Raw genomic sequence first — 25,498 nt, 5'->3', positions numbered from 1 at the left:
GTAATACGCTGACTGCCGCGATTTCAGTGGTTGGCACTCGTTTACAAATCAACGAAGAGAATCGTGATTACCTGGCCGGGAAGGCAATTGCCTGCGCCAAAGATATTTCACGTCTGTTGGGCTGGAAAAGTCCCTTCGATTCACTCGCATCATAATAATGGAGAACATCATGACCCTACCAAAAATTAAACATGTTCGTGCCTGGTTTACCGGCGGTGCTACGGCGGAGAAAGGGGCGGGCGGTGGTGATTATCATGACCAGGGCGCTCATCACTGGATTGACGATCACATTGCTACGCCAATGAGCAAATACCGTGAGTATGAACAGTCGCGCCAGTCTTTCGGCATAAACGTGCTGGGGACGTTGATTGTCGAAGTGGAGGCAGAAAACGGTCAGACGGGGTTTGCAGTCTCGACGGCTGGAGAGATGGGCTGCTTTATTGTCGAAAAGCATCTTAATCGCTTTATCGAAGGCAAATGCGTCAGTGATATTAAACTCATTCACGATCAGATGCTTGGTGCCACAATGTATTATTCTGGCTCTGGCGGTCTGGTGATGAACACCATCTCTTGCGTGGATCTCGCGCTTTGGGATCTGTTTGGCAAGGTCGTGGGATTACCGGTCTACAAACTGCTGGGTGGCGCGGTTCGTGATGAAATTCAGTTCTATGCCACCGGGGCACGTCCGGATCTGGCAAAAGAGTTGGGCTTTATCGGCGGGAAAATGCCGACCCATTGGGGGCCGCACGATGGGGACGCGGGTGTTCGCAAAGATGCCGCGATGGTGGCTGATATGCGTGAGAAATGTGGCCCGGATTTCTGGCTGATGCTCGACTGCTGGATGAGCCAGGACGTGAACTATGCCACCAAACTGGCGCATGCCTGTGCGCCGCATAACCTGAAATGGATCGAAGAGTGTCTGCCGCCACAGCAATATGAAGGTTATCGTGAGCTGAAGCGCAATGCACCGGCAGGCATGATGGTGACCAGCGGTGAACACCACGGCACGCTGCAGTCCTTCCGTACGCTGTCTGAAACCGGCATTGATATCATGCAGCCTGATGTCGGCTGGTGTGGTGGATTAACCACGCTGGTGGAAATTGCCGCAATTGCCAAATCGCGTGGACAACTGGTGGTGCCGCACGGCTCATCGGTCTATTCGCACCATGCGGTTATCACTTTCACGAATACCCCGTTTAGTGAGTTCCTGATGACCAGCCCGGATTGTTCAACGATGCGTCCGCAGTTCGACCCTATCCTGCTGGATGAGCCAGTGCCGGTGAACGGACGGATCCATAAGTCGGTACTTGATAAGCCTGGCTTTGGCGTCGAGCTTAACCGTGACTGCAATCTGAAGCGCCCCTACAGCCACTAATGACCAGTGCGTTGCCTTATTCACGGCAACGCCCTCATTTCTTTGAGGATCTTGTGATGACAACCACTTTACTTGACGGTGTAGTGAAGAAAAACCGTGCGCGTTTGATTCCCTTTATGTTGGCGCTGTATGTGCTGGCATTTCTGGATCGCTCGAACATTGGTTTTGCCAAAGAGACGTATCAGATTGATACCGGGCTGAGTAATGAAGCCTATGCACTAGGGGCGGGAATTTTCTTTGTGGTATACGCGTTCCTGGGCGTACCAGCCAACCTGCTGATGCGTAAATTTGGCGCCAGAAGCTGGATTGGCACCACCACGCTGCTGTGGGGATTTCTCTCTGCGGCGATGGCGTGGGCGGATACCGAAGCAAAGTTCCTGATTATCCGTACCTTGTTGGGGGCGGCGGAAGCCGGTTTCTTCCCCGGCATGATCTACCTGACGTCGCAATGGTTTCCGCAGCGTAACCGCGCCAGCATTATGGGGCTGTTTTACATGGGGGCACCGCTGGCGTTAACTCTGGGATCGCCGCTTTCCGGCGCGCTGTTAGAAATGCACGGTTTTATGGGGCATCCGGGATGGTTCTGGATGTTCGTTATCGAAGGTTTGCTGGCGGTTGGTGCAGGCGTTTTCACCTTCTTCTGGCTGGACGACACACCACAGGAGGCGCGCTTTCTTAATGCGGAAGAGAAAGCCGTTCTCATCAGTCAACTGGCGAGCGAAGAAGAGAAAAAGGTCACCTCAAAACTGTCAGATGCTTTGCGCAATGGGCGTGTCTGGCAACTGGCAATTATTTATCTGACGATTCAGGTAGCGGTCTATGGATTGATCTTCTTCCTGCCCACCCAGGTTGCGGCACTATTGGGAACCAAAGTTGGCTTTACTGCGTCCGTGGTGACGGCCATTCCGTGGGTGGTTGCCCTGTTCGGTACCTGGCTCATCCCGCGCTACTCTGATCGTACCGGTGACCGGCGCAATGTGGCGGCCCTGACGTTGTTAGCCGCCGGGATCGGGATTGGCGTTTCCGGTCTGGTGTCTCCGGTGCTGGCTATTCTGGCTTTATGTGTGGCGGCCGCGGGCTTTATTGCCGTCCAGCCGGTGTTCTGGACAATGCCGACTCAATTGCTCTCTGGTACCGCGCTGGCTGCGGGCATTGGCTTTGTAAACCTGTTTGGCGCGGTGGGGGGATTTCTGGCTCCCATCTTGCGGGTTAAAGCTGAAACCGTTTTTGCCAGTGATGCAGCAGGGCTTCTGACCCTGGCATGTGTCGCAGTTATTGGTTCAGTCATTATCTTCACCCTGAAAGTCAGCCGTCCTGCTTCGCAAATGGGCGCGGTGCATCATTAATCTTATCTACGTTGTAAGGATCGTTATGAACGCATTGTTATCAAACCCTTTTAAAGAAGCGCTGCGCAAAGGGGAAGTCCAGATTGGTTTGTGGCTCAGTTCGACCACCTCCTATATGGCGGAAATTGCAGCAACATCGGGTTATGACTGGTTGCTCATTGATGGTGAGCATGCGCCGAACACGGTACAGGACCTCTATCACCAGCTTCAGGCTATTGCGCCCTATGCCAGTCAGCCAGTGATTCGTCCGATTGAAGGCAGCAAGGCGTTGATTAAGCAGGTACTGGATATCGGTGCGCAGACGCTGCTGATCCCGATGGTGGACAGCGCAGAACAGGCTCGTCAGGTGGTTTCCGCGACGCGTTATCCTCCGGTGGGAGAGCGTGGAGTTGGGGCCAGCGTGGCCCGTGCAGCGCGTTGGGGACGTATTGATAATTACATGGCGCAGGCTAATGAGTCGCTCTGTCTGTTGGTGCAGGTCGAAAGTAAAACGGCGCTGGATAATCTGGATGCGATCCTGGATGTGGAAGGTATCGATGGTGTTTTCATCGGTCCGGCAGATCTCTCTGCGTCTTTAGGTTATCCGGATAACGCCGGGCACCCTGAGGTACAGCGAATTATTGAAGAGAGCATCCGCCGCATTCGTGCAGCCGGAAAAGCAGCGGGATTTCTCGCTGTCGATCCGGCGATGGCGCAAAAATGTCTGCAGTGGGGGGCGAACTTTGTTGCCGTAGGCGTGGACACGATGCTCTATAGTGAAGCGCTGGATCGCAGGTTGGCGATGTTTAAATCTGACAAGGCTGTGCAAAAGCTCAAAAGCAGTTATTGATACTTGCTTGCCCGATGGTGGAATACCATCGGGCAGCAGCGAGCAGCGTTAACCCAATGCTTTGGCAAGCAGAGTGATCGGATGTTCACAGCGCTTGCTTGTAGACATCTCAATCTGCCATTTACAGGTTTCGCAGTCGGTAACGACGATATCCGCACCGCTTTCTTCGATCTGGCGGAACAGGGGGGCGCCAATAGACTGTGATGTCGGATAGTTTTCTTTTTTGAAGCCATAAGTTCCGGCGATCCCGCAGCACTGAGAATCCAGCACTGTCAATTCAAGCCCCGGAATTTGTCGTAGCAGCTCCAGCGTGTAGAGCGTCCAGCCCATTTTCTCCATATGGCAGGGAGTGTGATAGACCACTTTCAGCGGCAGCGTTTTCAACGGCAGCGTTTTGCCTTCATCCAGTTTGCGCCACAGCCAACGGGTGGCCAGCTCAATATGTTCGCGCAGGCCTGAGTTGTCGACATCCAGCACTTCCGGGTATTCATCGCGCAGCGCAAAGGTACAGGTTGAAGAGGTGGCGATCACCGGAATGCCTTTCCCATCGATGGCTTCTCTGAGTGAGGCCACATTACTTACCGCTTGTTTACGTGCTTTATCGGTAAAACCATTGGCGATCAGCGGAACACCGCAGCACTTCTCTTTACTCAGCAGTTGCACGCCGGTACCCATCGCGTTCAGCACTTTAATCAGATCTTTGCCGAGCTGGGGATGGTTGTAGTTCACAAAGCAGCCGTGGAAAAAGGCGACCTGATCCTGATACTGTGTCTGCTGGGCAGCAACGCTGCGATACCAGCGGCGGAATGTACCAAAGGAGTACTTCGGCAGCGTACGACGGTGATCGATTTTTAGTGCGTAATCAAGAAGCTGGCGTACCGGTTTCAACGACGTGGCGGTGTTGACTATCGGCGCAAACGGCGTGGAAACACTGCCCATCAAATCGGTATGGCTTAAGACAAAGTTACGGAGTGACGGGCGCGTCGTGTCGTATTTGGCGCGCGCACGCTGGATAATATCGCCAATTTTCACATCTGAGGGGCAGGCGACTTCGCAGCGTTTGCAGTTGATGCAATATTTCAGTGCATCGTCATATAACGCACCATCTTTCAGACGCAGACGTTCACCGTCCGGACCAGCCTGTTTGGGGCCAGGATAGCTCGGGTTTACACGACTGACCGGGCAGGCGGTGGTGCACACTGTGCATTTGATACAGCTTTCAAAACGTGTGTCGCTCATTGCAGGCCTCCTGCACGTTTCGCAATATGATGTGCGGCATGCAAGGCGCTAACTGCGCATACGCCGCCTCCACAACCCTGTGCGATAGGGTCAAATCCGCCAAGTACAGAACCGATGGCAAACATGTTCTCTACTGTTTTTCCCGCAAGAGCAGGGCGCAGTGCGTCATCCGTTGTCACGCCGAACTGTTGCCACGGTTGTGGATCGAATACATCACGCTGATACCATTCTGCTCGGCTCGCGGTTTGCTGGACATCCAGCCCCATAATCGGTTCGTGAATGGCCTCGCGAGTGGCGACCAGCCCGCTGCTAAAGAAACTGCCGCTGGCGAGTACAGCGAAGCGTGGACGCAATGGAATATCAGCATGGTTGCGGGTCCATATTTCGCTCACCAACCCGTTCTGGCAGGTGATTTTTTTCACTTCATCGCCAGGCATCCAGATCCCACCCTGGCGTACAAACTGGCGCTGCAACTGATTATGCAGACGCATGCCCAGGACTGAAGGTGGCAGGGTTGGCAGTAAATTAAGCGAACAGGGGAGACGATCGTTGAGCCATTGCCAGAGCCGGGAGTCAGCCAGTCCGAAGCAGGCTGGCATAATGATCATGTCGCAGGTTTTTGCTAGCGGCAGCAGCGCGTCGTAAAGCAGCGGCCATTTGTCTTCGTTATCCAGCAGGCGTGCGATGTTAACGGCGCGAAACTCGGTTGGGTTGTCGCGCAGAACATCCAGTTCCGGCAGATCTATTTCAGCCGTTTCGACGCTGAGGTTGCGCTGCTGTAATGAGGCGGCAGCGAGATGTGCCTGAAAATCCAGCAGACCGCTAATGCCCACCACGCAGATGCGCTGAGCTGACAGTGGCCAGACCGGGACTTCCGGCGAGCTTAACCAGGTTGAACGTAGGGTCCCCAGCGGTGTTACACGCTGATGCGCCTGGTGAACGTCCCCCTGCAAACGTGCTCCGGATCCTTCCAGCAAAGTCTGTGCCTGTTGTGCCAGTTCCAGCACATTTTGTGTTCCGATAATGCTATAAGGATGCGCAGGAGCCTGAGTGCACAACGCGTTCAGCCCCGTCTCAATGTTAGTGACCGGTTGACCATCCGGCAGAGTGCTGAGCAAATCCAGTGAACCGGAGGAAAAATGCAGCGCGCTTTGGCCGCGAGTGACAATCGTGCAGCGCAACCCGCTTTTTTGCAGTTGCAGGCCGCACAGCAGTCCGGCGAGGCCGCCGCCGATAATGACGGTATCAAATTTCATCCTGGTGCTCCTTTTCCAGACCGCACAATCCCTGATAAACCCAGCGCGTGAATTCGCTTTCGCGCAACGCATCCCCCCAGGCGATAGGTTGCACGCCTTTCCAGCGCTCATTGAGGAACTCGGATAGCTGAGTGATGGATTGCGCCGCGGTGGTGACATTAAAACGTTGCAGCAAACCTGCGGCACGGCAGGCACACAGTTCACCCTGGCATGTCCCCATGCCGACGCGGGTGCGGCGACGTAAATCCAGCAGGCTGTTAACGGTTAAATTCTCGACGGCATATTGCACTTCTCCCGCCGTGACCGCTTCGCATTCACAGACCAGACTGCGGTGCTGACGACCTTCGCTAAGCCAGGCTGGAGTGCGATCGCCGTGACGGTATACCGCTGAGCCACGAAGTGGTGCTGGCAAAGAGATGACGCGTTTTAGCGTGTGCTCGGTAGATTCCTGCGACCCAGGCAGTGCGGTATCCGCCGTGGTACAAGGGCGGGAATTACCCAGTTTGCGACATACTGCGTCGGTCGCCCATTCCGCCATCAGGCGGTAGGTCATAAGCTTCCCGCCAGTGATAGTGATAAACCCATCCAGCCCGTCGCGTTCGGCGTGATCGAACAGCACAATGCCGCGGCTAACGTTGCGGCCGCTAGGGTCATCATCACTGGCAACCAGAGGACGCACGCCGGAGTAAGCGCGTAAAATGCGCGTTTTCGCCATAATCGGTGCCAGCTTCTCGCCTTCACGCAACAGAATATCCACCTCTTCTGCGGTGACACGGTTGCTGTCGATATCGTCGTAATCAATGTGTTGTGAGGTCGTACCGATCAGCGAGATGGTATCGCCAGGCACCAGAATATCGGCGTCGGACGGCTTACGACAGCGGTTGATGACATGCTGGTTAATGCGATGATCCATGATCAGCAGCGAACCTTTCGCCGGGAACATGCGAATGCTCAGATCGGCATATTCCGCAATACGCTGACCCCAGATCCCGGCGGCATTCACCACTACCGGTGCATGCAGGGATTGCATCTCACCCGTAAGATGGTTACGTACGTTCACGCCGCAGACGGTCGCTCCTTCACGAATCAGTCCGGTCACTTCATGGGCCGTTAAGATCACGGCTCCGTGCTCGCGTGCGTCCAGCATATTGGCTGCGGTTAAACGGAAGGGATCCACGGTACCGTCCGGGACTTTTACTGCGCCAATCAGTTGCGGGTTTACCGCCGGTTCGATAATGCGCGCCTGCTGCGGGTCTATCGCTTCTGCGCGGATGCCCGCTTCTTCACAGGCGCGAATAAAGGCGGCCTGGAAGGAGAGTTCATCCTCCGGCAGCGTAATAAACAGACCGTCCGTCGGCTCGACGCAATGGCGGGCGATACGTTTCAGAATTTTGTTTTCGCTGATGCATTCGCGAGCAGATTCAGCGTCGGTGACGGCGTAGCGCGCACCGCTGTGCAGCAGACCATGGTTACGCCCCGTTGCGCCCGTAGCGATATCGTGGCGCTCTACTAAGATGACGCGCAAGCCGCGCAGGGCACAGTCGCGTGCGATCCCTGCACCTGTTGCTCCTCCACCAATGATAATCACGTCACTTGTTTGCGAGTCGCGAGTTTTCATTGTTTTTCCTCACAGTTCGTTTTTTATCATTTAGCCACATAAAAAACATGGATTGTTTGATTTCGCGCATAATCGCTCATAATTCGAAAATGAAACGTGATTCCGTGCGTCTTTATGAACATTTGTCATAAAACTGTAACAATATGTGCTGTAATTCACATTATTGCACCGAATGATTCCTTAACATCGCGGCCACACTGGGAGCGGTAGGGTTGTTACGACAAACTGCAGTGTTTCCTTCGAACGAAAGACGGCCACGGAGGCTACAATATGTTGAGCATTTTTAAACCGGCGCCACACAAAGCGCGTTTGCCTGCAGCGGAGATCGATCCGACCTATCGTCGATTGCGCTGGCAGATTTTCTTGGGGATCTTTTTTGGTTACGCCGCGTACTACCTGGTACGTAAGAACTTTGCCCTGGCGATGCCTTATCTGGTTGAGCAGGGTTTCTCTCGTGGCGATCTGGGCTTTGCGTTGTCTGGTATCTCCATCGCTTATGGTTTTTCGAAATTCATCATGGGGTCCGTTTCGGACCGCTCGAATCCGCGCGTTTTCCTGCCTGCTGGTTTGATTCTGGCTGCGGCAGTGATGTTGTTTATGGGCTTTGTACCGTGGGCGACATCGAGCATTGCCGTGATGTTTGTGCTGCTGTTCCTCTGCGGTTGGTTCCAGGGGATGGGCTGGCCGCCGTGTGGCCGTACCATGGTGCACTGGTGGTCACAGAAAGAGCGTGGTGGCATCGTTTCCGTCTGGAACTGCGCGCATAACGTTGGTGGTGGTCTGCCACCGCTGCTGTTCCTGCTGGGGATGGCCTGGTTTAACGACTGGAAAGCGGCGCTGTACATGCCGGCATTTGGCGCGATTGTTGTTGCCCTGTTTGCCTTTGCTCTGATGCGCGATACCCCGCAGTCCTGCGGTCTGCCGCCGATTGAAGAGTACAAGAACGACTATCCGGATGATTACAACGAAAAAGCAGAAGAAGAGCTGACTGCGAAGCAGATCTTCATGCAGTACGTTCTGCCGAACAAACTGTTGTGGTACATCGCCATCGCCAACGTGTTCGTCTATTTACTGCGTTACGGCATCCTTGACTGGTCGCCGACCTATCTGAAAGAAGTGAAGCATTTCGCGCTGGATAAATCTTCCTGGGCTTACTTCTTATATGAATACGCAGGTATCCCGGGCACCCTGTTATGCGGCTGGATGTCGGATAAAGTCTTCCGTGGTAACCGTGGCGCAACCGGCGTGTTCTTTATGACGCTGGTGACTATTGCGACGATCGTCTACTGGATGAACCCGGCAGGAAACCCGAACGTTGATATGGCTTGTATGATTATCATCGGCTTCCTGATCTACGGCCCGGTAATGTTGATCGGTCTGCATGCGCTGGAACTGGCACCGAAAAAAGCGGCGGGTACGGCGGCAGGCTTTACCGGACTGTTCGGTTACCTGGGCGGTTCTGTGGCGGCAAGCGCCATTGTCGGTTACACCGTTGACTTCTTCGGCTGGGATGGCGGCTTTATGGTGATGATTGGCGGCAGCGTGCTGGCGGTTATTCTGCTGGTGGTCGTCATGATTGGTGAAAAACGTCATCACAAAGAGATGGAACTGAAGCGTAACGGGGGCTAATAGATGAAAACGACATTGAAAAGTCTCAGCGTAGCGCTGATGTTGACCGGTATGGTGGTCAGCAGTGCGGCCATCGCTGCAGACAAGATTGTGATTGCACACCGTGGAGCAAGCGGCTATTTACCGGAGCATACGCTGCCCGCAAAAGCGATGGCCTATGCGCAGGGTGCGGATTATCTGGAGCAGGATTTGGTGATGACTAAGGACGACCATCTGGTCGTCCTGCATGACCACTATCTTGACCGTGTAACCGACGTTGCCGAACGCTTTCCGGATCGTGCCCGTAAAGATGGACGTTACTACGCTATCGACTTTACGTTGGATGAGATCAAATCGCTGAAATTTACTGAAGGCTTCGATATCGAAAACGGCAAAAAGGTGCAGACATATCCAGGGCGTTTCCCGATGGGTAAATCTGATTTCCGCGTGCACACTTTCGAAGAAGAGATTGAGTTCGTTCAGGGATTAAATCATTCCACCGGTAAGAACATCGGTATTTATCCGGAAATGAAAGCACCGTGGTTCCATCACCAGGAAGGGAAGGATATTGCGGCTAAGACGCTGGAGGTACTGAAAAAGTATGGGTATACCGGCAAGGAAGACAATGTCTATCTGCAGTGTTTTGACGTCGCAGAGCTAAAACGCATTAAAAATGAACTGGAACCGAAGATGGGGATGGATCTCAATCTGGTGCAGTTGATTGCGTACACTGACTGGAATGAAACCCAGGAGAAAAAACCAGACGGTAGTTGGGTTAATTACAACTACGACTGGATGTTTAAACCGGGTGCGATGAAGCAGGTGGCAGAGTATGCGGACGGCATTGGGCCGGATTACCACATGCTGGTTGATGAGAAATCTAAGCAAGGCAATATCTCATTAACCGCAATGGTTCAGGACGCTCATCAGAACAAGATGGTTGTGCATCCTTATACCGTTCGTGCCGATCAACTGCCGGATTACGCGACTGACGTGAATCAGCTGTATGACATTCTGTATAACAAGGCGGGTGTTGACGGGCTGTTTACTGATTTCCCGGATAAAGCGGTGAGCTTTTTGAAAGAGAAGCGCTAAATGTGCCGGGTGGCGGCTTCGCCGTCACCCGACAAAACTACATTTCTATCTCAATATCCCCTTTTGCCCGACAACAGCAGGGCAAGATCTCACCTGGCTGAATAAAGGCTAAAGGCTCTGCAATCCAGTCCACCTGTCCTGCTACCAGACGCGTACGGCAGGAACCACAATAGCCCTCACGACACTGATATTCGACCTCAACATTGTGCGATTCGAGCACAGCGAGCAGGGAAGGATGTTCATCCTGGCACAACAACTGTGTGCCAGAAATGCGCAGGGTAATGCGGCCCATCAGAGCTGGAAATCACTCAGATCGTCGGTGTTCACTTCGGAGTCGATTTGGCCGACCAGATATGAGCTCACTTCCACTTCCTGTGGCGCAACCTGAACGTTATCAGACACCAGCCAGGTGTTGATCCACGGGATCGGGTTAGAGCGTGTCTGGAACGGCAGATCAAGTCCCACCGCTTGCATACGAATATTGGTGATGTACTCGACGTACTGACACAGAATATCTTTGTTCAGACCGATCATCGAACCGTCGCGGAACAGATAGTCTGCCCACTCTTTTTCCTGCAGTGCAGCATGTACAAACAGGTCGTAGCACTCCTGTTTGCACTCTTCGGCAATCTCTGCCATTTCCGGGTCGTCCACGCCGCTGCGTAACAGATTCAGCATATGCTGCGTACCTGTCAGGTGCAGCGCTTCATCGCGGGCGATCAGGCGAATGATTTTGGCATTGCCTTCCATCAATTCACGTTCGGCAAAGGCGAAAGAGCAGGCGAAGCTGACGTAGAAACGGATCGCTTCCAGTGCGTTAACACTCATCAGGCACAGGTACAGTTTTTTCTTCAGCTCACGCAGGTTCACGACAATCGTTTTGCCATTTACCGTGTGCGTACCTTCGCCCAGCAGATGCCAGTAGCTGGTCATCTCGATTAATTCGTCGTAGTAGCTGGAAATCCCTTCCGCACGTTTCTGGATCTGTTCGTTGGTGACAATATCGTCAAACACTATCGCCGGATCGTTAACGATGTTACGGATGATATGGGTGTAGGAGCGTGAGTGGATTGTTTCAGAAAACGCCCACGTTTCAACCCAGGTTTCCAGCTCAGGGATAGAGATCAGCGGCAACAGCGCCACGTTTGGGCTACGTCCCTGAATGGAGTCCAGCAGCGTCTGATACTTCAGGTTGCTGATAAAAATGTGTTTTTCATGTTCTGGCAGTGCCTGGTAGTCGATGCGATCGCGAGAGACATCGACCTCTTCCGGGCGCCAGAAGAAAGAGAGTTGCTTTTCGATCAATTTTTCGAAGATGTCATATTTTTGCTGATCGTAGCGTGCAACGTTCACCGGCTGGCCGAAGAACATCGGTTCCAGTAGCTGGTCATTTTTCGTCTGTGAAAATGTGGTGTATGCCATTGATGTGAATCCTTTGTGGTATGAGCGCCGGATGGCGGTGCAGGCACCGCGTCCGGCCTACAAACCGTGCAATCGTAGGCCGGGTAAGCGTAGCGCCACCCGGCATCATTCATCAGATCTTACATGCGCCGCTTTCGCAGCCATCGTCCTGAATGGACGGCACCAGATCATCCTGCGCATCTTCTGCACCGTCACGGGTGTTCTGATAGTACAGCGTTTTCACACCAAATTTGTAGGCGGTGAGCAGATCTTTCAGTAACTGCTGCATCGGCACTTTTCCGGACGGGAAGCGTGACGGATCGTAGTTAGTATTCGCTGAAATAGACTGGTCAATAAACTTCTGCATAATGCCGACCAGTTGCAGGTAGCCGTCGTTGTTCGGCATTTCCCACAGCAATTCATAGGCATTTTTCAGGTGCTCATAGTCCGGCACAACCTGGCGCAGGATCCCATCCTTAGAGGCTTTAATACTCACGTGGCCGCGTGGGGGTTCAATGCCGTTGGTGGCGTTGGAGATCTGCGAAGAGGTTTCGGACGGCATCAGGGCAGACAACGTGGAGTTACGCAGGCCGTGAGTCTTGATCGATTCACGAAGTTGTTCCCAGTCGTAATGCAGTGCTTCGCTGACGATCGCATCCAGATCTTTTTTGTAGGTATCGATCGGCAGAATACCTTTGGCATAGGTGGTTTCATTAAACCACGGGCACGCGCCTTGCTCTTTTGCCAGTTCGTTAGAGGCTTTCAGCAGATAATACTGAATGGCTTCAAAGGTTTTGTGAGTCAGGTTATTTGCGCTGCCGTCAGAGTAACGCTTGCCATTTTTTGCCAGCCAGTAGGCATAGTTGATCACGCCAATACCCAGCGTACGACGGCCCATTGCGCCACGTTTTGCCGCCGGAATTGGATAATCCTGGTAATCCAGCAGTGCATCCAGTGCGCGAACAGCCAGTACAGCCAGCTCTTCCAGTTCGTCCAGACTCTCAATTGCGCCGAGGTTAAATGCTGACAGCGTACACAGCGCAATCTCACCGTTTTCGTCGTTAACGTCGGTCAGCGGTTTGGTTGGCAGGGCGATTTCCAGGCACAGGTTGGACTGGCGCACCGGTGCGATGGCCGGGTCAAACGGGCTGTGGGTGTTGCAATGGTCAACGTTCTGAATGTAGATACGGCCAGTAGAAGCGCGTTCCTGCATCATCAGTGAGAACAGTTCGACCGCTTTTACGCGTTGTTTACGGATGCTGTCATCGTTTTCATATTGGGTGTACAGACGCTCGAACTCATCCTGATCGGCGAAGAACGCATCGTACAGACCCGGGACATCGGATGGGCTAAACAGGGTGATGTCGCCGCCTTTCAGCAGACGGGTGTACATCAGCTTGTTGATTTGCACACCGTAGTCCATGTGACGAACGCGGTTACCTTCAACGCCACGGTTATTTTTCAGCACCAGCAGACTTTCAACTTCCAGATGCCACATTGGATAGAACAGCGTGGCAGCACCGCCGCGTACGCCACCCTGAGAGCAGGATTTGACTGCGGTCTGGAAGTGCTTGTAGAACGGGATACAGCCGGTGTGGAACGCTTCACCGCCGCGGATCGGGCTACCCAGCGCACGAATGCGGCCGGCGTTGATACCGATCCCTGCTCGCTGGGAAACGTATTTCACAATCGCGCTGGAAGTGGCATTGATAGAGTCCAGGCTGTCACCACACTCGATCAGTACGCAGGAGCTGAACTGACGGGTCGGAGTACGCACACCAGACATGATTGGCGTCGGCAGCGAAATTTTGAACGTAGAAACGGCATCGTAGAAACGTTTAACGTATTCCAGGCGGGTTTCACGTGGATAGTTAGAGAACAGGCAGGCTGCTACCAGAATGTAGAGGAACTGCGCACTTTCATAAATCTCACCGGTAACACGGTTTTGCACCAGGTATTTGCCTTCTAACTGCTTAACAGCAGCATAGGAGAAGGTCATATCGCGGTCGTGTACGATGAACGAGTCCATCTGCTTGAACTCTTCTTCCGTGTAGTCTTCCAGCAGATGATTGTCGTATTTGCCCATTTCAACCATTTTCACTACATGGTCGAACAGTTTTGGCGGTTCAAATTCACCATAGGCTTTTTTACGCAGGTGGAAAATTGCCAGGCGGGCAGCCAGATACTGATAATCCGGCGCATCGCGGGAGATCAGGTCTGCGGCAGCTTTGATGATAGTTTCATGGATATCGGAGGTTTTGATACCGTCATAAAACTGAATGTGGGAGCGCAGCTCGACCTGAGAAATCGATACGTTATTCAGTCCTTCTGCCGCCCAATCCAGAACTCGGTGGATTTTGTCGAGATTGATGCGCTCTGTACTACCATCACGCTTTGTCACCAGCAGACTCTGATTCATGTGGTTTTTTACCTGTCCGTGAAAGAAAAAATATCCCCCATATTATCCACAGAGTCATGTTGTGACTAAGTCTGTGGATAAATACTATATATAGGGGTTGTTTGATAAAATAGACGCTATATGGTGAGTATTCTAGTAGGGATTCTTTTCAGCACAAGAGTTGATTTTGAGGTTAAATTGAGGTTGCAAAAGGGTGAGAATCGCTAAGTGCGCGTCTTATAAGGCCTGGCGAGGATGTCAATAATTGAGAAAAAAAATAGAAAATTTGATCGAGTGCTGATTTCTTCGTCGAAGGTGCAGAAGGTTCTTATGATTTGGCGCAAAAATTGCGTTAGCGATGCTACCAATGATTGGTAGGTATGGCAGTAAAGCGTGGTCAAACAAACTAAATGCCGGATGGCGGGGAGAACCCTTTATCCGGCCTTTGTAATGGAGCGTGTTACTCGGCTTGTGCGGTGGTATGTACCATATAGTTAACGTCGACGCCTGGGCCCAGTTTGAAGGTGTTAGTGATCGGGTTGTAATGCAGACCCGTCATATGACGTTCCTTCAGTACTGTCTGGTCAACCCAATCTAACAACTCAGCGGGCTTAATAAATTTTTTCACGTCATGTGTGCCTTTTGGCACCATGCGCAGAATATATTCCGCCCCGACCACCGCCATCAGCCAGGATTTGCCATTGCGGTTAAGCGTGGAGAAAAAGACTTCGCCACCCGGTTTTACCAGCCTGGCGCAGGATCTGACCACTGACTGCGGATCCGGAACGTGTTCCAGCATTTCCATGCAGGTTACAACGTCATATTGATGCGCATGTTTTGCGGCGTGCTCTTCTACGGTTTCTTGCACATATTCAACCTGAATACCGCTTTCCAGCGCGTGAAGTCTGGCTACCTGTAACGGTTCAAAGCCCATATCCAGACCGGTGACCGTAGCACCTTCGCGCGCCATACTCTCCGCCAGAATGCCGCCGCCGCAACCGACGTCGAGAACTTTTTTACCAAACAGTCCACCTGAGCGCTCGGTAATGTAGCCCAGGCGCAGTGGGTTAATGCGATGCAGAGGCTTAAATTCGCCCTCAAGATCCCACCAGCGCGACGCGACTGCTTCAAATTTGGCAATTTCTTCATGGTCAACGTTGTGAGTTACCGGGGGTTTTTCGGCATTCATTGGGGCTTCTACTCCTGAATTAGCAATACAAACGAGTATATCAGCCTGACGGGATGAATAAAGCCTCTCTCTGGGGGAATCCATTTACCTGAATCTGCACGGGTGTGTTATAATTTGCGACCTTTGAATCCGGGATACAGTAGAGGGATAGCGGTTAGATGAGCGACCTTGCGAGAGAAATTACACCGGTCAACATTGAGGAAGAGCTGAAGAGCTCGTATCTGGATTATGCGATGTCGGTCATTGTTGGCCGTGCGCTGCCGGACGTCCGAGATGGCCTGAAGCCGGTACACCGTCGCGTACTTTACGCCATGAACGTATTGGGCAACGACTGGAATAAAGCCTATAAAAAATCTGCCCGTGTCGTTGGTGACGTAATCGGTAAATACCACCCTCATGGTGATACCGCCGTTTACGACACCATTGTTCGTATGGCGCAGCCATTCTCCTTGCGTTATATGCTGGTGGATGGTCAGGGTAACTTTGGTTCTGTCGATGGCGACTCCGCAGCAGCGATGCGTTATACGGAAATCCGTATGTCGAAAATCGCCCACGAGCTGATGGCTGACCTGGAAAAAGAAACGGTTGATTTCGTCGATAACTACGACGGTACCGAACGTATTCCTGACGTGATGCCGACCAAAATTCCTAACCTGCTGGTGAACGGCTCGTCCGGTATCGCGGTAGGTATGGCGACCAACATTCCGCCGCACAACCTGACGGAAGTGATCAACGGCTGTCTGGCATACATTGACGATGAAGACATCAGCATTGAAGGGCTGATGGAACACATTCCTGGCCCGGACTTCCCGACCGCCGCGATCATCAACGGTCGTCGTGGTATCGAAGAAGCCTACCGTACCGGTCGCGGCAAAGTGTACATTCGTGCGCGTGCGGAAGTCGAAGCTGACGCGAAAACCGGTCGTGAAACCATCATCGTGCATGAAATTCCGTATCAGGTGAACAAAGCACGCCTGATCGAGAAAATCGCTGAGCTGGTGAAAGACAAACGCGTTGAAGGCATCAGCGCGCTGCGTGACGAGTCTGACAAAGACGGTATGCGCATCGTGATTGAAGTAAAACGCGACGCGGTCGGGGAAGTGGTCCTGAACAACCTCTACTCTCAGACCCAACTGCAGGTTTCCTTCGGTATCAACATGGTTGCACTGCACCATGGCCAGCCGAAGATCATGAACCTGAAAGACATTATCGCAGCCTTCGTGCGTCACCGTCGTGAAGTGGTTACACGCCGTACTATTTTTGAACTGCGTAAAGCTCGCGATCGTGCACACATCCTTGAAGCGCTGGCGATTGCGCTGGCAAACATCGACCCGATCATCGAACTGATCCGCCGTGCGCCAACCCCGGCTGAAGCGAAAGCTGCGCTGGTTGCCCGTTCCTGGGAACTGGGTAACGTATCCGCCATGCTGGAACGTGCTGGTGACGACGCCGCGCGTCCTGAATGGCTGGAACCTGAGTTCGGCGTGCGTGACGGTCAGTACTATCTGACAGAACAGCAGGCCCAGGCGATTCTGGATCTGCGTTTGCAGAAACTGACTGGCCTTGAGCATGAGAAACTGCTCGACGAATACAAAGAGCTGCTGGAGCAGATCGCTGAACTGCTGCACATTCTGGGCAGCGCCGATCGTCTGATGGAAGTTATCCGTGAAGAGATGGAGCTGATCCGTGAACAGTTCGGCGACGAGCGTCGTACTGAAATCACTGCCAACAGCGCTGACATCAATATCGAAGATCTGATTAGCCAGGAAGATGTTGTCGTGACCTTGTCTCATCAGGGCTACGTTAAATATCAGCCGTTAACTGACTACGAAGCACAGCGTCGTGGCGGGAAAGGTAAGTCAGCAGCACGTATTAAAGAAGAAGACTTTATCGACCGCCTGCTGGTGGCCAACACCCATGACACGATCCTCTGCTTCTCCAGCCGTGGCCGTCTGTACTGGATGAAGGTGTACCAGCTGCCGGAAGCGAGCCGTGGCGCGCGTGGACGTCCAATCGTCAACCTGCTGCCGCTGGAAGCTAACGAACGTATTACCGCTATTCTGCCAGTACGCGAGTACGAAGAGGGCGTGAACGTCTTTATGGCAACCGCCAGCGGCACCGTGAAGAAAACGGCGCTGACCGAGTTCAGCCGTCCGCGTTCTGCCGGTATCATTGCGGTTAACCTTAACGAAGGCGACGAGCTGATTGGCGTGGATCTGACAGCAGGTAACGATGAAGTTATGCTGTTCTCTGCCGCCGGTAAAGTGGTGCGCTTTAAAGAAGACGCCGTCCGTGCGATGGGTCGTACTGCGACTGGCGTACGCGGTATCAAACTGGCAGGAGAAGACAAAGTCGTTTCTCTGATTGTTCCGCGCGGTGAAGGTGCCATCCTGACCGTAACGCAGAACGGCTACGGTAAACGTACCGCAGCAGAAGAGTATCCGACCAAGTCTCGTGCGACGCAGGGCGTTATCTCAATTAAAGTCACCGAGCGAAACGGTTCTGTTGTTGGCGCGGTGCAGGTTGAAGATAGCGACCAGATCATGATGATTACCGATGCCGGTACGCTGGTGCGTACTCGCGTGTCGGAAATCAGCGTGGTAGGGCGTAACACCCAGGGCGTTATCCTCATCCGTACTGCGGAAGATGAAAATGTCGTGGGTCTGCAACGTGTTGCTGAACCGGTTGATGATGAAGAGCTTGATTCTATCGACGGTAGCGCCGCAGAAGGGGACGATGATATCGCGCCTGAAGCGGAAAGCGATGACGATGCTGCGGATGACGCAGAAGAGTAATTAAGCTGTTATGAGAAGGGCCGGAGAAATCCGGCCCTTTTTTTTAGTTCATCCTTTCCACTATCATCGCAATTCCCTGACCGCCGCCAATACACAGCGTTGCCAGTCCGAGCGTTTTATCCCGCGCCTGTAGGGCATGAAGCAGCGTGACCAGAATACGTGCTCCGCTGGCACCGATAGGATGACCAAGCGCGATAGCCCCGCCGTTGACGTTAACTTTTTGCGTATCAAAGCCCAGCGTTTTACCCACCGCCAGGAACTGCGCGGCAAACGCCTCGTTGGCTTCGATAAGATCGATATCGGACAGTTGCAGCCCGCTCAGTTGCAGCGCTTTTTGCGTCGCCGGTACCGGCCCCATTCCCATCATCGCTGGTGCGACGCCGCCGCTGGCGTACGCTTTAATACGTGCCAAAGGTTTCAGTCCCGCAGCCAGCGCCGCAGATTCCTCCATTATTACCAGGGCTGCAGCACCATCGTTGATCCCCGAAGCATTACCTGCAGTGACGGTGCCTGCTTTGTCGAAGGCCGGACGCAGCGCGGCAAGACCTTCAGCCGTAGAGTCAGCTTTTGGAAATTCATCACGCTCAAAGACAATGGTTTTTTTTCGGGATGTCACGCTGACGGGCACTATTTCCGCCTGAAACGCGCCGGAATTTATCGCAGCCACTGCTTTATGTTGCGAAATCAGCGCCAGTTCATCCTGCATCTCCCGGCTGATATCGTATTCACGGGCAACATTTTCAGCCGTGATCCCCATATGGTAACCGTGGGTGGCGCAAATCAGACCGTCACGCAGGATGACATCGGATAGCTGTCCATCTCCGAGGCGATACCCCCAGCGGGCTTTGGCGTCTAACAGGTAGGGGGCCTGGCTCATGTTTTCCATACCTCCGGCGACAATTGCCTGTGCCTGCCCGGCCTGAATTGCCTGCGCGGCAAGTGCGACGCTTTTGAGACCTGAGCCGCACACTTTGTTGACGGTAAAACCGCAAATGGTGTCGGAGAGACCACTTCTTAACAATGCCTGGCGTGCCGGGTTTTGTCCGAGACCTGCCTGCAACACGTTACCCATGATGACCTCATCAACCTGCTGCGGGTCAAGGTGGGCGCGCTCAAGTGCGGATTTAATTACGGTAGCCCCAAGTTCGATGGCGCTGATGGTCGCCAGGGCGCCGTTGAAGCTGCCAATAGCGGTACGTGCCGCGCTGACGATGACACAATTTTTCATCTTCTGTTCCTTTAAAGTGAGTGGTTGCCGTCAGAACAAGGTCAGACCGATAACAAAAATGACCCCGGAAAAGAGCAGGGCGGTGATGCAGTACCCCATGATGTCGCGCACACCCAGCCCGGCGATAGCCAGTGCAGGCAGCGCCCAGAACGGTTGCGCCATGTTCATCCACTGCTCGCCATAGGCGATAGCCATGACTGACTTGCCGAGGTCAGCGCCAAGTGCCTGCGCAGCTGGCATAACGAATGGCCCCTGAATAACCCAGTGTCCGCCGCCTGATGGCACGGCAAAGTTAATTAGCGCAGAGCTAAAAAAGGTCATCAGCGGGAAAGTGTCTTTATTGGCGACGTTGATGAAGAACTCGGTAATCAGTCCGCCGAGACCTGAGTGCTCCATCATCAACTGAATACCGGCGTAGAAGGGGAATTGCACCAGGATCCCGGCGGTACTGCGTGCTGCGGCGCTGACGGCGCGCATATAGGCCATTGGCGTTTTGTGCAGCAGCAGACCAGCAATCATAAACATCAGATTGACGGTGTTAATGGTGATGTTGAAGCCTTTCTCGGCGAAATAGATGGCCAGATAAGCAATTCCTAACGCACCGATGATCAGGGCCAGAATACGGCTCTCTTCCAGTTTTTCTGACGGCGGGGCATCCGCGGGTAATTTCTTCTGAAAATCCGCCTCTTCAAGCAGTAACTTAGGGTCGATACTGACGACATCAGACGGCTTCGGCGTCATCATGCGCGTGATGAACGGCATCACTACAATCAGCGCCAGCGTGATGAAGATATTAAAACCGGTGAACAGGGTATCGCCGACGGGGATCAACCCCGCGACATGCTCAACCGGGTTGCCCGGCGTTGCTGCCAGCAACGGCATTGAGCCGGAGAAACCGCCACCCCAGGTGAGAAAACCGATGTAGGCGCAGGCAATCAGCAGCGGATAATCGGAACCAGGGACCCGTCGGGCGACTTCACGGGCAAACATCGCCCCAACAACCAGACCGAAACCCCAGTTGATCACACAGGCAACCGAACCAAAAAAAGTCACCAGCATCACACCCTGAGCGGGGGTTTTTGCTGCTGAGGCCGCCGTGCGCAGCAGGCTTTTAACCGGCCCTGAACTCGCTAACGCATGACCGGTTACGATGATCAGCGCCATCTGCATACCAAACGCCAGCAGGTTCCAGAACCCATCCCCCCAGAATTTCACCATGCTTATCGGGGTTTGCGGCGTCAGCCATAGCGCGATCCCAAAGGTCAGCAGCGTGAGCAACATTGCAAAAATCAGTGGGTCAGGAAGCCAGCGGCTGACCACGCGCGTCATAAAGCGAGATATACGGCCAATCATTCGTCACCTCGCTGGATGACCAGATCGCTGACGACGTCGAACTGCGCTTCAGTTTTCTCACGCAGAGTAGCGATATCGCAGCCTTCGACAATTTCCGTGAGCCACATTTTGCCATCAAGGAAACGGAAGACAGCAAGCTCGGTCACCAGCATGTGCACTGCATGCTGAGCAGTGAGCGGCATCGTGCAGTGACGGAGGATTTTCGCCGAGCCATCTTTCGCACAATGTTCCATGGCGATAATCACTTTACGAGCACCCGTCACCAGATCCATCGCGCCGCCCATGCCTGGTACCATTTTGCCGGGGACGACCCAGTTGGCGAGGTTAGCCTGTTCATCGACCTGTAACCCACCGAGTACACAGGCATCGACGTGGCCACCGCGAATAAGCGCAAATGACATGGCACTGTCAAACATGGCAGCACCCGGCAAAATTCCACACGGCTGTCCACCCGCGTTAACCAGATCAGGATGCGCGGTCGTTACCGGACCAAGTCCCAGAAAACCGTTTTCAGACTGTAGCGTGATATGAATATCATCTGGCAGGTAGTTGGCGACCATCGTCGGCAGGCCAATGCCTAAATTTACAACATCGCCATCGCGAAGCTCTTGCGCCACGCGGCGCGCAATACGTTGTTTAGCATCCATGATTAGCTCTCCTGTGGAATAACGATATGGTCGATAACGGCGCCAGGGGTGACTATCTGGCCAGGAAGAAGCTCACCTGTTTCGACCATTTCATCTGGCTCAACCAGCGTGATGTCGGCGGCGAGGGCAATCAGTGGGTTGAAATTGCGGGCGCTGAGTTGGTAGGTAAGATTGCCCAGCATATCTGAGCGGTGAGCGCGAATAAGCGCCAGGTCTGCACGTAACGGGCGTTCGAGCAGCCAGGTTCTGCCATCAAGCGTCATGGTTTGCTTGCCGTCTTCAACTACGGTACCAACGCCGGTTGGCGTCAGAAAACCGCCGAGACCCGCGCCGCCGCAACGGATTTGCTCAATGAGAGTGCCCTGCGGAACCAGTTGGACGTCCATCTCGCCTGCAATCATGCGGCGTCCGGTTTCAGGATTGGTGCCAATGTGTGAAGCAATCACTTTGCTTACCCGACCATTGACGATCAATGGTCCGATCCCGGTATCGACAAATGCGGTATCGTTGGCAATTAGCGTCAGATCCCTGACGCCAGATTCAAGTAAGGCTTCGACAAGGCGAGGCGGTGTGCCAACACCCATAAAGCCACCGACCATGATGGTCATGCCGTCACGAAAGAAGCCTGCGGCGTCTTGTAAGGTAATCAGTTTTGTTTTCATTATGTTTCCCTTTGACATACTCCATTTTGGGTACGCTCAGGGAATTGCAAGCAGGGTGCCAGAATGATAATACAGATGTGAAAATTTCTAACTCATTGAGTTATATTGATTATTTTTAAGCGGGATGTGAGCGGGAAGTCAATGAACTATGCAGAGTTTTGCGCAGTGTGCAAAATTCTGCATAGCAAATTTTGTCTCAGGAACCTGACGGGTCGATACCATATTCTTGTAATTTATACATCAGGGCGCGTCGGCTGATCCCCAGCATTAGCGCGGTGCGGGTTCGGTTTCCGTCCTGCTGTTCGAGGACTTCAACAATGATCCGTTTTTCTTCGCGTTTAATCTCTTCTTTCAGGTTCCGCTCTCCGGTCTGGGCGGGTTTTACTTCCGTTATTGCGCTTACGGGAGAGCGGAACTGGGCGGGCAGGTCTTCAGCAAAAATTACCGCACCGGTATTCATGACCACCGCGCGTTCGATCACGTTGGACAGTTCGCGAATATTTCCCGGCCATGGCCAGGCCGTGAGGATTGACATGGCTGTCGGATCAATTTCAATGATATCTCGCTGATTTTCCGAACTGAATTTTTGTAAAAAATGGTTAGCTAACAGAGCGATGTCTTCACGGCGTTCACGTAATGGGGGCAGGGCCAGATGAATCACGTTTAGCCGATAAAACAAGTCTTCGCGGAAGGTTCCTTCTTTTACCATTGTGTACAGGCAGCGATTGGTGGCGGCAATAATACGAATATCAACGCGAATGGTTTGATGCCCACCGATGCGTTCGAATTCTCGTTCCTGCAAAATTCGTAGTAGTTTCGCCTGTAGAACCAGCGGCATCTCACCAATTTCATCAAGCAACAGCGTCCCCTGATGAGCGCGTTCGAACAATCCTTGCCGTAATGTCTGCGCGCCGGTAAATGCGCCTTTTTCATGACCAAACAGCTCGCTCTCCAGCAATGATTCTGGTAACGCGGCACAGTTTATTTTTATAAACGGACCGCTGGAACGTCGGCTGTTGTAATGGATTGCGCGGGCTATCAGTTCTTTCCCCGTGCCGCTTTCACCGCTAACCAGTACATTTGCCTGTGAGAGCGCGATTTTTGCCGTATCTTTGCAAATATCCATCATCAGCGGGCTGGTCGTAAGGATATGCCCCCATTGCCAGCTGGTGCTGAGGGCCTGATGAAGACTGCGGATCTCCTGCTTCATCGCCTGTAACTGCAATGCGCGTTGAATCACCAGGTTAAGTTCGTCCAGGTCAAACGGCTTAATCACGTAGTCAAATGCGCCACTACGTAATGCCTCTACTGCCGTTTCTACTTCGGCGTAGGCCGTCATCAGAATGACGGGGATCCGTGGCTGCTGGGTTCGCATGATTTTCAGTGCGTCGATTCCATCCATTTCTGGCATACGAATGTCCATCAGCACCACATCGGGCTGTGTGTCAGCAAACAGGCTAAGCGCTGCTTTGCCGTCGCTGGCACAGTGTGTCTCATGTCCTTGCAGCGAAAAGGCCGTGGTAAGCATACGGCGGACATTTTCTTCGTCATCAACGATGAGAATACGGTATGTGGTTTTCATTCTGACAAGGTTCCCTGAGGATTGATCGGTAAAATAAGAGTGAAAGTTGCGCCGCAGCCAGGCATGCTGACTACATGGATATCCCCTTGATGCGCATTGATTATGCGCTGGCTCAGTGCCAGTCCCAGACCTGTGCCTGACGCTTTTGTGGTAAAGAATGGATCGAATATTTTCTTCTGTAAGGCGATATCAATCCCACTGCCATTATCCTCAATCATTACTGCCTGCTGCGAAGCGGTGTATTGCCAGGTGCGGATCCGAATTTCACCTCGTGCGCCTATCGCCTGTACTGCATTGATTAAAATATTCAGGATCACCTGTTTGAGCAGTTCTCGATCGGCGACGATCGCTGTCAGGCTGGCATCTAATTCTGTTGTAAAGCTGATACGGGCCTGAATACCGGAGGTTTGCACGAGGATCAGCGTCTCTTCAATCAGCGCATTGAGTCGAACCTGTTGCCACTGGCTTTGCCGCGGGCGTGAGAAGTCCAACAGTTGCTGGATAACTTTATTAATTGAATCAATTTCATTTAGCACAACGGATAAATACTCCTGATGCTCCGGCTGAGAAGTTTGCTGGCGGATGATCTGGACATAACCGCGTATTGCCGTCAGAGGATTACGTACCTCATGGGCCACCCCGGCCATTAGTTCACCGAGTGTGGCGAGCCTTTCCGTTTGTGCCAGCCGGCGTTGTGTCTCTTTGCGGGCTGTTAAATCTGAGAAGATCACCAGTGCGCCGATCAACTCGCCATGAGCGTTATGGATTCGGCTGGTGGTGACGCTTATCTCAATAGTTCGTTCACGCCCAGGAAAGCTGACCTCCAGTGCGACATGCTCGGTACCGTACTCCAGGGTATCCAGCACCGGGCTGTAGAACCCTGTGTTAGCAAACAGCTTTGCATAGGATTGCCCAACCAGCTCATGCAGCTTATAGCCTGTTATCTGCTCCGCCGCCGGGTTCATGGTGGTGACGTCACCCTGTCTGTCGATTGCAATGACGCCATCTGCGGCGTTCTCAATAATCAGGTCGTTAAGCGTTTTGGTTTCGCGTAATGTTTGTGCCAGCGCATTGACGCTGCGGCTAATTTGTCCCAACTCGCCGGGCAGGTTAGGAAGACGAGCTGGGGTTTTTTGCGCCAGCGTCGAGAGCCCGTCAGTGATGATGTCGATATTGGCGCCGAATCGGCGTGAAAAGAGAACGATAAGTAGCAGGCTGCTGACTAATCCGGCTGCCAGAACGGCAATAATCCTGACGTCCATTCGCCAGGCCTGCTGGCGGATATCTTCCGTCAGTTCGTTAGCCCAGATATAACCAATGACTTCACCATGCCGTTCTATTGGGATCATTGAGTTGAGAATGTCACCGCGAACTTGTCGCCCTGAATAGACCACGGGGGTGTTGCTGTCCATCACCTCATGTCCGGGATGGTCTGGCGCGATGGTGATACCAACATTGCTTTGATAAAGCGCAGAGGGTGCATAGGTGATAATCGCGTCCAGCGCTTTGTGGTAATACCCTGCACCCACGCCGGGAAACGCCTGTGTGATCCGTTCTGTAATGGAGCTCAGCTCTTCATTAAGCGCACGAATACGCGCTTCACGCGGCAGATTATCGAAGTGGCTAAAGCGATCGCCCAACTCATCGTTCAGCAGGGTTACTACCGATGATAATTTTTTCTCTTTTTCAGATAAGACTGCTGAACGGCCTTCGGTTTCTACGATATAACCAATAGATATTGTTGGTACAATCACCATCAGAATGGCCATCATGATCATCTGATTGCGTAAACGTCGCGGATATAAGCGGCATATGAGCCCTTTCAGATTGCGCATCATGACATCCATGTAGTGTGTTTGGTCAAACACGATTATCAC

General features: G+C 53.0%; 20 protein-coding genes. 7 read left to right on the top strand and 13 right to left on the bottom strand.

The window, feature by feature from the left end; translation table 11 throughout:
* The 4 genes from OH663_RS11020 to yfaU all read left to right on the top strand — a co-directional run.
* Positions 1-155: IclR family transcriptional regulator domain-containing protein (locus tag OH663_RS11020; RefSeq protein WP_476579516.1), on the top strand; the 155-nt coding region annotated here is incomplete at its 5' end.
* Positions 156-169: 14 nt separating this feature from the next.
* Entirely contained in the window at positions 170-1,375 is a 1,206-nt protein-coding gene (rhmD, locus tag OH663_RS11015; RefSeq protein ID WP_200010180.1) for an L-rhamnonate dehydratase, read from the top strand.
* Positions 1,376-1,431: 56 nt separating this feature from the next.
* Positions 1,432-2,721, top strand: a complete 1,290-nt coding sequence (locus OH663_RS11010; RefSeq protein ID WP_045445490.1) for an MFS transporter — start codon at positions 1,432-1,434, stop codon at positions 2,719-2,721.
* A 25-nt stretch (positions 2,722-2,746) separates the two neighbouring features.
* On the top strand, positions 2,747-3,550 hold the full coding sequence (gene yfaU / locus OH663_RS11005) for a 2-keto-3-deoxy-L-rhamnonate aldolase (protein WP_200010178.1): 804 nt from the start codon (positions 2,747-2,749) through the stop codon (positions 3,548-3,550).
* 48 nt (positions 3,551-3,598) lie between these two features.
* Here yfaU and glpC read toward each other — a convergent pair whose 3' ends face one another.
* The 3 genes from glpC to glpA are packed head-to-tail and all read right to left on the bottom strand — an operon-like array spanning position 3,599 to position 7,663.
* Positions 3,599-4,789 (bottom strand): anaerobic glycerol-3-phosphate dehydrogenase subunit GlpC, encoded by a 1,191-nt coding sequence (gene glpC / locus OH663_RS11000; RefSeq protein WP_200010176.1) that lies wholly within the window; start codon positions 4,787-4,789, stop codon positions 3,599-3,601.
* Positions 4,786-6,045 carry a glycerol-3-phosphate dehydrogenase subunit GlpB gene (gene glpB / locus OH663_RS10995; protein WP_200010174.1) on the bottom strand — a complete coding sequence of 420 codons (1,260 nt, stop codon included), beginning with the start codon at positions 6,043-6,045 and terminating at the stop codon, positions 4,786-4,788. The genes glpC and glpB overlap by 4 nt, the downstream gene beginning before the upstream one ends.
* Positions 6,035-7,663 (bottom strand): anaerobic glycerol-3-phosphate dehydrogenase subunit A, encoded by a 1,629-nt coding sequence (glpA, locus tag OH663_RS10990; protein WP_200010172.1) that lies wholly within the window; start codon positions 7,661-7,663, stop codon positions 6,035-6,037. Before glpA ends, glpB begins: the two co-directional genes overlap by 11 nt.
* 270 nt (positions 7,664-7,933) lie before the next feature.
* Here glpA and glpT point away from each other — a divergent pair, with 270 nt between their 5' ends.
* Together glpT and glpQ are read left to right on the top strand one after the other, a co-directional pair.
* Complete coding sequence (gene glpT / locus OH663_RS10985) at positions 7,934-9,292, top strand: glycerol-3-phosphate transporter (RefSeq protein ID WP_045445476.1); 1,359 nt, start codon at positions 7,934-7,936, stop codon at positions 9,290-9,292.
* 3 nt (positions 9,293-9,295) lie between these two features.
* Positions 9,296-10,366: a glycerophosphodiester phosphodiesterase gene (gene glpQ / locus OH663_RS10980; RefSeq protein WP_045445474.1), complete on the top strand. Its 1,071-nt coding sequence runs from the start codon at positions 9,296-9,298 to the stop codon at positions 10,364-10,366.
* A gap of 37 nt (positions 10,367-10,403) precedes the next feature.
* Here the strand turns inward: glpQ and yfaE are convergent, their stop codons facing one another.
* The 4 genes from yfaE to ubiG form a co-directional block, all read right to left on the bottom strand.
* Positions 10,404-10,658, bottom strand: a complete 255-nt coding sequence (gene yfaE, locus OH663_RS10975) for a ferredoxin-like diferric-tyrosyl radical cofactor maintenance protein YfaE (protein WP_045445471.1) — start codon at positions 10,656-10,658, stop codon at positions 10,404-10,406.
* The gene (nrdB, locus tag OH663_RS10970; RefSeq protein ID WP_045445468.1) at positions 10,658-11,788 is read right to left on the bottom strand and encodes a class Ia ribonucleoside-diphosphate reductase subunit beta; all 1,131 of its coding nucleotides are present in this window, start codon (positions 11,786-11,788) and stop codon (positions 10,658-10,660) included. Before nrdB ends, yfaE begins: the two co-directional genes overlap by 1 nt.
* Positions 11,789-11,900: 112 nt before the next feature.
* Positions 11,901-14,186 (bottom strand): class 1a ribonucleoside-diphosphate reductase subunit alpha, encoded by a 2,286-nt coding sequence (nrdA, locus tag OH663_RS10965; RefSeq protein WP_045445465.1) that lies wholly within the window; start codon positions 14,184-14,186, stop codon positions 11,901-11,903.
* 439 nt (positions 14,187-14,625) lie between these two features.
* Positions 14,626-15,354: a bifunctional 2-polyprenyl-6-hydroxyphenol methylase/3-demethylubiquinol 3-O-methyltransferase UbiG gene (ubiG, locus tag OH663_RS10960; protein ID WP_045445462.1), complete on the bottom strand. Its 729-nt coding sequence runs from the start codon at positions 15,352-15,354 to the stop codon at positions 14,626-14,628.
* A 158-nt stretch (positions 15,355-15,512) separates the two neighbouring features.
* Here ubiG and gyrA point away from each other — a divergent pair, with 158 nt between their 5' ends.
* Positions 15,513-18,149, top strand: a complete 2,637-nt coding sequence (gene gyrA / locus OH663_RS10955; RefSeq protein WP_045445460.1) for a DNA topoisomerase (ATP-hydrolyzing) subunit A — start codon at positions 15,513-15,515, stop codon at positions 18,147-18,149.
* A 43-nt stretch (positions 18,150-18,192) separates the two neighbouring features.
* On the opposite strand, the gene OH663_RS10950 is transcribed toward gyrA, so the two are convergent.
* From OH663_RS10950 to atoS, 6 genes are all read right to left on the bottom strand, one after another.
* Positions 18,193-19,377: an acetyl-CoA C-acetyltransferase gene (locus OH663_RS10950; RefSeq protein WP_200010170.1), complete on the bottom strand. Its 1,185-nt coding sequence runs from the start codon at positions 19,375-19,377 to the stop codon at positions 18,193-18,195.
* Between the two features lie 30 nt (positions 19,378-19,407).
* Entirely contained in the window at positions 19,408-20,730 is a 1,323-nt protein-coding gene (locus tag OH663_RS10945; RefSeq protein WP_045445444.1) for a TIGR00366 family protein, read from the bottom strand.
* On the bottom strand, positions 20,727-21,377 hold the full coding sequence (locus OH663_RS10940) for a 3-oxoacid CoA-transferase subunit B (protein WP_045445441.1): 651 nt from the start codon (positions 21,375-21,377) through the stop codon (positions 20,727-20,729). The genes OH663_RS10945 and OH663_RS10940 overlap by 4 nt, the downstream gene beginning before the upstream one ends.
* Before the next feature lie 2 nt (positions 21,378-21,379).
* Positions 21,380-22,039 (bottom strand): acetate CoA-transferase subunit alpha, encoded by a 660-nt coding sequence (gene atoD, locus OH663_RS10935; RefSeq protein ID WP_200010168.1) that lies wholly within the window; start codon positions 22,037-22,039, stop codon positions 21,380-21,382.
* A 196-nt stretch (positions 22,040-22,235) separates the two neighbouring features.
* Positions 22,236-23,621 carry an acetoacetate metabolism transcriptional regulator AtoC gene (gene atoC, locus OH663_RS10930; protein WP_045445434.1) on the bottom strand — a complete coding sequence of 462 codons (1,386 nt, stop codon included), beginning with the start codon at positions 23,619-23,621 and terminating at the stop codon, positions 22,236-22,238.
* Complete coding sequence (gene atoS, locus OH663_RS10925; protein WP_200010371.1) at positions 23,618-25,456, bottom strand: two-component system sensor histidine kinase AtoS; 1,839 nt, start codon at positions 25,454-25,456, stop codon at positions 23,618-23,620. The genes atoC and atoS overlap by 4 nt, the downstream gene beginning before the upstream one ends.
* Between the last annotated feature and the right edge of the window lie 42 nt (positions 25,457-25,498).

The sequence above is a fragment of the Citrobacter sp. Marseille-Q5395 genome (assembly GCF_947057495.1).
GTDB classification, from domain to species: domain Bacteria; phylum Pseudomonadota; class Gammaproteobacteria; order Enterobacterales; family Enterobacteriaceae; genus Citrobacter; species Citrobacter murliniae.
Note: the sequence above shows the minus strand (reverse complement) of the source record. Positions and strands in the feature narration are given on the sequence as shown.